Below are 8,848 nucleotides of genomic sequence, written 5' to 3' on the forward strand. Positions count from 1 at the left end.
AGCGAGTGTGACGGTCATCAATAAAAAAACAATTACAGCAAAAAAGATAACGACCGAATAAGAAAAAAATTTACAGAACGATATGAAGCTCCACACCGATTGCCTTACTTCTCCGGCTCCAGTGAACGGATAGATGAACAGCATATACAGTAAAAAAATGACAACGATTGAATATAGGCAAGCTATCACAATCCCAATTATGCTGCGTCCATTATTCGTTGTTTTAATGTCAGCTGTACCTGTGTGATTACTGAATAATTGCTTTAAAAACAATCTTTTTACAATGAAATATGCGATGATCGTAAAGAGCAGTTGAACCGCAAATTGAAAAATGCCCGCAGCAGCGGAAGGACTTACGTTCATCATCAAAAAACCTAGTTGAAAAATATAAGCGTCAAGCGTCTCTCCTGTCTTCGATACCAAGGGATTCAGCARGCTTCTAATGAGCTCATAGTCCGTGGACATGATGGCAGACAGCTGCAGCACCATAAAAGCGGCTACCGCTTTCAGTGCTGGAATCACATTCATTACAAGGTAGCTATTCCCGATGCCTGCAAGCCCCATTTCTTGCCGCTTCACTGACGCATGCTTCGAGGCTATAGCTGCAAGCGCGATGATGATCGGAATACCGCATGTTTTTAGCACTTCAACGAATACAATGATCGGTCGAAATAATGTCTCATCCCCCAAAATCAGCGTCCCAGAGGTTAGAAAAGGAGATGTGCTTATCGACAGTATATAAATGAAAATATACACAAAAACAATAGAAGGAATGAAAAAAGGAATAAGAAATAAAGACGAGAACAGCCCTCTCAACCACTTGTAACGAATATTGCTCAGAGCAAGCGCCAAAAGGAATGCGATACATCCGCTAGCCAGTGTATAACCCGTTTTGATAATAAATGTATTTGCAATTACCCTTCGGAAGTTCTCATCGTTAAACAATTGGGCAAAATGATTAAAGCCTACCCACGAACTCTCAAATAGGCCAACAAATACTTTGTAGTCGACAACCGATAGAATTATACCGTTAGCAAATGGAAGCAGCTTAAAAATCAATATGAGCATAAGAGCGGGAATGACGATCAAGTAATGAAGCTTGAACTTCCATATTCTGTGAGGAAGACTTTCTGGATCATGCAATTGGTTATGTAGATTGCTTTGGGCATTAGGCGGTTGACGCTCCATAATAAACCCCTTTCTTTTTCCGTAATTTTACTAAATTATAATGATTTAGTTGTATGTTGTATAGCTTAAATGTCGATCATTTTCAATGCAGCTTTTGATTATTCGCCTGTTCTTGTATAATAATCCGATATAATTGGACGCACTAAGGGAGTTGTATAATGTCTAATCGTAAATGGAACATAGGCATTGCCATTCTGTTTATTGTATTTTCCATCCTTCTGCTAAGCTTCTTTCTCTCCACGCTTCGGATAAAGGATCTGCTGCAGCCAATTCTCTCAAGCGAGGTAAGCCAGAAACCTCCTTATCACATTGTCCTCATCTCCCAAGAAATCGATAATCCATATTGGCGATCAATTGAACGAGGTGCAAAAGATGCAGCGGTTGAATTTGGGATGGAGCTTGAATATACAGGACCGTTTCGCATTAATCCCGCGGAGCAAATGAAGCTGCTGGAGAAAGCTATTGCAGCCAAAGCTGATGCGCTGCTCGTACAGGGGCTTAGCGACCCGCAGTATATCGATTTAATTAATAAAGCGATTAGCTATGGCATTCCTGTCTTAACGATTGATACAGATGCTCCTAGCAGCCGCAGGCTCTCTTATGTCGGTACAAACAATTTCGATGCAGGCAAAGTTATGGGTGAATTGGTTGCCGAAGCGGCTGGAAACCATGGGCAAATTGCCGCTTTAATCGGAAACGAGCAAGCCCCCAATCAGCAGCTGCGGCTTGCTGGATTTCGAGAGGTTATTTCACGTTACCCCGAGCTGAATCTTGTCGAGGTGCGCTCCTCAAACATTTCACGCCTCCAAGCATCAGCTGAAACAGAGGAACTGCTTCAGCACTATACGCAGCTGAATGTAATGGTCGGATTAAGCGCACTCGATGCGATCGGCATCGCGGAGGCCACTGAACGCATTCGGCCAAAAGGCCTGCAAATTTTTGCATTTGACGCGCTCGATGAAACTTTAGAGCTTATTCGCAGTGGAATCATCCATTCAACCATTGTCCAGCAGCCTTACGACATGGGCAATGAAGCTGTATCGCAGTTGAACGATTACCTCCATGGCAAGGAGCTTCCAGTGCAGCATTTTACGAAAATATCGGTACAAGGCCAGAAGCCCTTCGTTCAAGAAAATGGAGAAACCAGCCCATGACCATTCGGACTAAGCTGCTCATTTTCATCCCATTACTCGTTCTCCTCATTAATTTGGTTACGTTCTTTTTATTTCAAAGTGGAAAGATGGTTCAGCAAAGCTATAATCAAATGATCGATCGGATCCTTTTGTACAACCAGTCCTCCAAGGTTGTAGAGAACAACTTAAGTACGCTCCATAGCTATTTGCTTAATCCAGACGACAGCAATAAAAAGCGATATGATCATAGTCGAGTGGAACTTCAGGATCTGCGCTTGCTGCTCCAAGAAAAGTCGAATATTTCCATATCTTCCTCCACTATTACTAGCTACGTTCATCTGTTAGATACTTTTTTGGAGCAGCAGAAAGACGCTTTCACTGCAGCTTCTGCCGAAAGGTCGAAGGTGTCGCTCACTCAATACGAGAATGCGGAAAGGACAGCAAGCTTCATACAAGAGGACAGCCAGCAGCTGGTTGAATTGGAGTTAAACATTTATGAACCTGTATATGAGCAGATTCAAGCAGAAAATAAACGCATGTATTTGCTCGGTGCCGCCGTCTTCATAACGAACACTCTGCTGAGCATTTTACTTGCCATATGGATTTCACGCAGCATTACTGGACCTGTAAGCAGTCTTGTCTCACGTGCGAAGCAGATCTCCAAGGGACATCTAAAGCAAAGCTCAAACGAGCTGCAAGCCAAGGATGAGCTTGGCGTATYATCAGGCGCATTCGAGCAAATGTCGAGCGACCTCCTCGAATTGATGGAGCGGGATAAAGAAAGCCTGGAGAAGGATCGACTCGTTAAGGAATTAGAGCTGCAAGCGCTGCAAAGTCAAATTAATCCGCATTTTCTCTTTAATACGCTCAATGTATTATCCAAGCTAGCGCTCATTGAAGGGGCCGAGAAAACAAGTGATCTCATTATTTCGATGTCCAATTTACTGAGATATAACTTGCGCAATCTGGAGCATGCGGTCACGCTCAGAGATGAGGTAGCACATGTAGAGGAGTACTTCACCATTCAACAAGCACGCTTTCGCGACCGCATTCAGCTGGTGAAGGATATCGACCCATCTGCATTGTCATTTCACATCCCTGCGCTCACGCTTCAACCCATCGTAGAAAACGCCTTTGTTCATGGAATTGAACGTATGGAGAATGGAGCGAAGATTCGCCTTGAAATAAAGCATGATCAACATCATGTACGTATCTCCATATCCGACAATGGCAGCGGTATGACTGAAGAGATTCGAGATTCGCTGCTCCGAATGGAAGCTGGCGCATTCACCGAACAATCAACAGGCCTTGGCACAAAAAATGTGTTTAAGCGCCTCCAACTATTTTATGGTCTACATGGATTAGTCGATATTGAAAGCGAACGGGGCATCGGAACGACAGTCACAATCCGAATACCTATTAGAGAGGACGGTGAAAACATACATGTACCGACTGTTAATCGCGGATGATGAAGCACTTGAGCGGGAAGGCTTGGAATTGATCATTGAACGAATGCTTCCGAATACCTTTCAAATCATCCACGCCGAGAATGGACGTGTCGCGATAGAAAAAGCAGAGGAATATCGCCCCCATATCGTACTTATGGATGTCAATATGCCCGGCATTCAAGGTTTAGAAGCAATCCGCGAAATCAAGCATACCTTGCCGGATGTGAAGTTCGTCATGGTGACCGCTTATGATTATTTTGCATATGCCAAAGAAGCCCTTTCTCTCGGAGTGAAAGAGTATTTAGTCAAGCCTGCCAAACGCGAGCATATCATACATACGCTTCAGCAGCTCATACAGGAACTCGAGCTGGAGAAGAGGAAACGCTCGGACGAACTAGAGCTGCGGCATAAAGTTTCTCAATTCATGCCTTTAGCAGAAAATGAACTCGCTATGATGTTTATGGTCGATCATGTTACAAATACCGATATCGAGCAATTATCAGAATGGCTCGGCTTTCCACTAGGACAAGGCTGCGCGATCGTGATCGCATTTCCCGAGCATGTCAAAGCTAATCCCAAGCAAAAAGTTTACGAAACGATTAGAAGCTTTATCAAATCATCTTTAACAAATAGTATTGTAAGCTCCTTAATTGATCGTCATATGGCTATCTTCATCAATCATGATAAATCTGCTGTGGACGCAAATTGGAAGGCAGCCGGAACCGCTTTAGGTGAAGAACTATGCACGATCGCAGCACGTCAGCTTGAGGTTGACATCTTAGTCGGCATCGGAAAAACGCGCTCGGGTGTTGAGGGTTTGCGCAAATCCTATTTCGAGGCTGTATTTGCCTCCAATTATTATGAGCAATGCGGCAAGATATGCCACTTTGATGAATTGATACATGTTGCAGTCCCTTCACTGAATCGTAATAACAAGCAGCATGAACATGTGGAAGCTATACCTGAAGCGTATGTGATCTCAGCAATGCAGCGCATTCGAGAGCAGCGGGAGCAGCAAACCCAATCCGTGCTTGACCGCGCACAACGTTTTATTCAGGACAATTATACAAAGGACCTCTCACTCGAGGAGGTAGCCGAATCCGTTCATCTAAACCCACACTATTTCAGTAAAATATTTAAGCAGCAAGTAGGCACAACCTTTATCGAATATGTCACTGCCCTTCGTATCGAAAAGGCGAAAGCGTTAATGGCAACTGGAAAACTGAGTTTAAAGGAAGTTTGCTTTGAGGTCGGTTATAATGATCCAAACTATTTCAGCCGTGTCTTTAAAAAAGTGACCGGCGTCCCCCCCTCCGACTACCGGGGATAAAAAAATGAGCAAAAAAGTAAAGTCCATGCTGCAACGACATGGACTTTTTTGTGCTGGGATGACAACAAAATGCTAGTTCTCTTTATTCGTTCCCCTGTGCTTGCATTGTCTAAAATAAATGCGGGAACAACACTCATTAATGCAGGTTTTTACGAGCGGATTCGCTCTTTTTGCATGCTATAATAAAGTTCGTTTTCACGCAGGAAAGGTTTTTGACAGAGAGGAGAAACGGAAATGGAAATGCCGATTACTAACAAAAATGAACAAGTAAGCATGAAATTTGTGACGCTTGTTTCCATTGTTTCCGCTCTTGGCGGATTATTATTCGGATTCGATACAGCAGTCGTATCAGGTGCTGTCGGTTTTATGGAGGATCGATTCGACTTATCTAAGCTTCAAGTGGGGTGGGCTGTATCGAGCTTAATTATTGGCTGTATTGTCGGCGCGGCTATGTCTGGTATTTTGGGAGATCGCTTCGGACGTAAAAAGGTACTTATTGCTGCCGCGACTCTATTTATTATCAGCTCGATTGGCTCAGCTGTTCCGGATACCTTTTCCGCGTTTATTGTAGCTCGGATTATTGGTGGAATCGGAATCGGAATTACCTCTACGTTGTGCCCGCTTTACAATGCCGAAATTGCACCTGCAAAATATCGCGGCAGACTTGTTGCACTTAACCAACTCGCCATCGTTACAGGCATCTTTCTTACTTATTTCGTAAACCTATGGATTTCCGGCTCAGGTGACGAAGCATGGGGCATCGCCTCCGCTTGGCGCTGGATGTTCGGAGTTGGCGCTATACCTGGTTTGTTATTTTTGATTTTGCTATTTTTTGTGCCTGAGAGCCCAAGATGGCTGATCAAGCAAGGGCGCGCAGCGGCAGCTCTTCCGATCTTATTGCGTATTCACGGCGAAGAGCTCGCCAAAAAAGAAGTGATTGATATTAAGCATTCGTTCGAGCAAGAGAGCGGCTCGATTCGGCAGCTATTCTCTCCAGCGCTTCGAATTGCTTTAATTGTAGGAGTTGGACTTGCTGTGCTCCAACAGGTGACAGGCATCAACGCCGTCATGTATTATGCGCCAGAAATTTTCAAAGCAACAGGCGCAGGAACAAACGCTTCATTGATCCAAACGATTTTGGTCGGCTTTATCAACTTATTGTTCACCCTCGTTGCTCTTTGGCTCATTGATAAAGTAGGACGCAAAGCGCTTCTGCTCGTTGGTTCGGCTTCCATGACGATTTGTTTGATTGTTATAGGCATCGCTTTTCAAACGGGACATGCAGCAGGTCCACTCGTGCTTATCTTTATTTTATTGTATGTGGCTTCATTTGCTATTTCGCTTGGGCCGGTCGTATGGGTCATCATGTCCGAGATCTTCCCTAACCGTATTCGCGGAAAAGCGACGGCTATTGCTGCAATGGCGCTCTGGGCAGCGGATTATCTCGTTTCACAGTCGTTTCCGCCTATGCTTAGCTCTGCAGGACCTGCCGCTACGTTCTGGATTTATGGCGGCATGGCCTTGCTCGCCTTCTTGTTTACTTGGCGTGTTGTACCGGAAACCAAAGGAAAATCACTTGAAGAAATTGAAGCTTTGTGGGCGAAGTAATATCTCTGTATAATAGGTTTAGGTTATAAATCTATTTATAGGAGATAAACAAATGGACTTCCGATTAGATTTAATTGAAAATAAGATCGAATTTTTTGAAGCCTATGACTTGAAGACGCTAGAGCTAAAAATCGATCAGCAAATTGAAAATAATAAAGGTTTGCTGCTAGAGGTGTTCCACGTCAGCCATCATGCTGTATTTAATCCTAAAATTGAAAAGATGCTATATAGCGCGGTTGTTCACTTTAAAGCGAAGAAATAGCGCTATAAAGGCATACAAATCCTCCCGACTCCAACAGTCGAGAGGATTTTTTAAAAAATATAGGAAAGTATATCATTTTCTCATTCTTATTTTATATTTCACCATCAAAGCTACATAGTCGAGATGCGACATCTCGTCCTATCCCATTAAATAAAGCTCTTTAATGAAGGCGGACGCCTCATCCTGCTGTGCTGCTCGTATGCATAGGCGAGTTTAATGAGCATCGGCTCCTCGAAAGCTCTCGCAGCGAATGTCACACCAAACGGCACTCCTTTTGAAGTATAGCCAGCTGGCACGACAATTGATGGATAACCTGCACGCGATGTTATCCTTGCACCAAAGTCAGCAGGAAAAAGCAGCGCGTCAAGCTGATGCTCCTTCATCGTCGCATCTATTCCCTCTTCCTTGCATAAACGGAGATCTGCAAGCCGATCTCGAAGATAAGGAAGCTCAGTCTGCGTACCTGAAGTCGTCGTTTCTGCTAACAGCAGAGTAGACTGTCCATACTTCAAGGTTTCAACCGGATGCTCGTTATTAAAAGCAATAATGTCCTTGAGCGAGCGAATTTTGCCATTTGGAGGGAGCTTGGACAAATATGCGTTTATCGAGGATTTGAATTCATTCAGCACTACCGATGAATAAACGATTTGCCTAGCAGTTCTTACATCAGCCGGGTCAATGATGAATGCGCCTTGTTTTCTCATCACCTCTACTGCATCGTTAAATATGGCTAGCTGCTCGTCCGTTAATTCCTCAAAAAAATAATCTCTAGGAATGCCAATTCGTGCACCCTCAAGACCTTTCGGATCAAGGAAAACACGATAATCCTTATGTTTTTTAAAGTACCCCGCACCCATTGCAGCATCCCTGTCATCATGCTCCGTTATAACGTTTAATACGATCACTGCATCCGTTACGGTTCTTGCCATTGGACCCGCAGTATCCTGTGAGTTTGAGAGTGGTAATATGCCTGATCGGCTCACCAGTCCAACGGTCGGCTTAATGCCCACGGTTGAGCTTAAATTGCCGGGATTTAAGATCGATCCTGAGGTTTCCGTGCCAATCGAAGCCATACAGAAATTACAAGCCACCGCGACGCCTGAACCAGCGCTTGATCCGCCTGTCGGCGTAGATATGTTGTAAGGATTAAGAACTTGGCCGCCCCGCGAGCTATAGCCAGACGGCATTCCATCTGTCATAAAGTTAGCAAACTCCGTCATATTCACTTTCCCTAATATAATGGCCCCCGCTTCGCGCAGCCTTTTTACAATAAAAGCATCTACTCCCGCATAGGAATTGGCAAGCGCAAGCGAGCCTGCGCTCGTATGCATGTTATCCCCTGTATTAATATTATCCTTGAGCATGATGGGGATGCCGTGAAGCGGACCTCTTGGGCCTTGGACAGCTCGTTCGCTGTCTAATGCAGAAGCTGTAAATAAAGCATCGGGGTTAAGCTCAAGCACCGAATTTATCGTGAGTCCATCTTTATCATGCGCTGCAATTCGGTCAAAATAAAATAGTACAAGTTCGCGAGATGTGATCTCGCCAGATTCCAAAGCGGCTTGAATGGACGAAATGGTTGCCTCTACGATTTCCATGCCTCTTATACCCCTCATCAACCCGAATATGTACGATATGAGCCTAGTATATACTATTTTTTGGTAATGAACATCATTGATAAAGGCAAGCTAATGAGCTTAGACTAGAAATATTGCAGACAAGGAATGATTTTCATTAGAAAAGAAACAATAATAACGATTGATTCCATAAAGAAGCTGGCAATACCTATATAATCTCCACACTCAAACCATCACTTCAACAATTCGCTCCCTTTTAGCAGCTTTCTTCAGTATGATAGAGACATAGCACAAATTCACAC

The 8,848-nt window shown here is 44.0% G+C and carries 7 protein-coding genes; 5 read left to right on the top strand and 2 right to left on the bottom strand.

Features of this window, described 5'->3' with window-relative positions:
- On the bottom strand, window positions 1–1,188 hold a 1,188-nt coding region (locus AB4Z17_RS29415), incomplete at its 3' end, for a carbohydrate ABC transporter permease (RefSeq protein ID WP_441963791.1).
- A gap of 158 nt (window positions 1,189–1,346) precedes the next feature.
- Here AB4Z17_RS29415 and AB4Z17_RS29420 point away from each other — a divergent pair.
- From AB4Z17_RS29420 to AB4Z17_RS29440, 5 genes are all read left to right on the top strand, one after another.
- On the top strand, window positions 1,347–2,342 hold the full coding sequence (locus tag AB4Z17_RS29420) for a sugar-binding protein (protein WP_441963793.1): 996 nt from the start codon (window positions 1,347–1,349) through the stop codon (window positions 2,340–2,342).
- Window positions 2,339–3,790 (top strand): sensor histidine kinase, encoded by a 1,452-nt coding sequence (locus AB4Z17_RS29425; RefSeq protein ID WP_441963795.1) that lies wholly within the window; start codon window positions 2,339–2,341, stop codon window positions 3,788–3,790. The genes AB4Z17_RS29420 and AB4Z17_RS29425 overlap by 4 nt, the downstream gene beginning before the upstream one ends.
- Entirely contained in the window at window positions 3,765–5,099 is a 1,335-nt protein-coding gene (locus AB4Z17_RS29430; RefSeq protein ID WP_441963797.1) for a response regulator transcription factor, read from the top strand. The genes AB4Z17_RS29425 and AB4Z17_RS29430 overlap by 26 nt, the downstream gene beginning before the upstream one ends.
- A 234-nt stretch (window positions 5,100–5,333) precedes the next feature.
- Window positions 5,334–6,707, top strand: coding sequence for a sugar porter family MFS transporter (locus AB4Z17_RS29435; protein WP_441909739.1), 1,374 nt, complete (start codon window positions 5,334–5,336; stop codon window positions 6,705–6,707).
- Window positions 6,708–6,759: 52 nt separating this feature from the next.
- Complete coding sequence (locus tag AB4Z17_RS29440; RefSeq protein ID WP_076268099.1) at window positions 6,760–6,969, top strand: YrzA family protein; 210 nt, start codon at window positions 6,760–6,762, stop codon at window positions 6,967–6,969.
- 146 nt (window positions 6,970–7,115) lie between these two features.
- On the opposite strand, the gene AB4Z17_RS29445 is transcribed toward AB4Z17_RS29440, so the two are convergent.
- Window positions 7,116–8,567: an amidase family protein gene (locus tag AB4Z17_RS29445; RefSeq protein ID WP_441963798.1), complete on the bottom strand. Its 1,452-nt coding sequence runs from the start codon at window positions 8,565–8,567 to the stop codon at window positions 7,116–7,118.
- Between the last annotated feature and the right edge of the window lie 281 nt (window positions 8,568–8,848).

This window comes from Paenibacillus sp. TAF43_2, assembly GCF_052113545.1.
Lineage (GTDB): Bacteria > Bacillota > Bacilli > Paenibacillales > Paenibacillaceae > Pristimantibacillus.

Coding starts and splice junctions, on each gene's coding strand:
- AB4Z17_RS29445 (WP_441963798.1), bottom strand. CDS start 8,567: ATGGAAATCGTAGAGGCAACCATTTCGTCCATTCAAGCCGCTTTGGAA.
- AB4Z17_RS29430 (WP_441963797.1), top strand. CDS start 3,765: ATGTACCGACTGTTAATCGCGGATGATGAAGCACTTGAGCGGGAAGGC.
- AB4Z17_RS29420 (WP_441963793.1), top strand. CDS start 1,347: ATGTCTAATCGTAAATGGAACATAGGCATTGCCATTCTGTTTATTGTA.
- AB4Z17_RS29440 (WP_076268099.1), top strand. CDS start 6,760: ATGGACTTCCGATTAGATTTAATTGAAAATAAGATCGAATTTTTTGAA.
- AB4Z17_RS29435 (WP_441909739.1), top strand. CDS start 5,334: ATGGAAATGCCGATTACTAACAAAAATGAACAAGTAAGCATGAAATTT.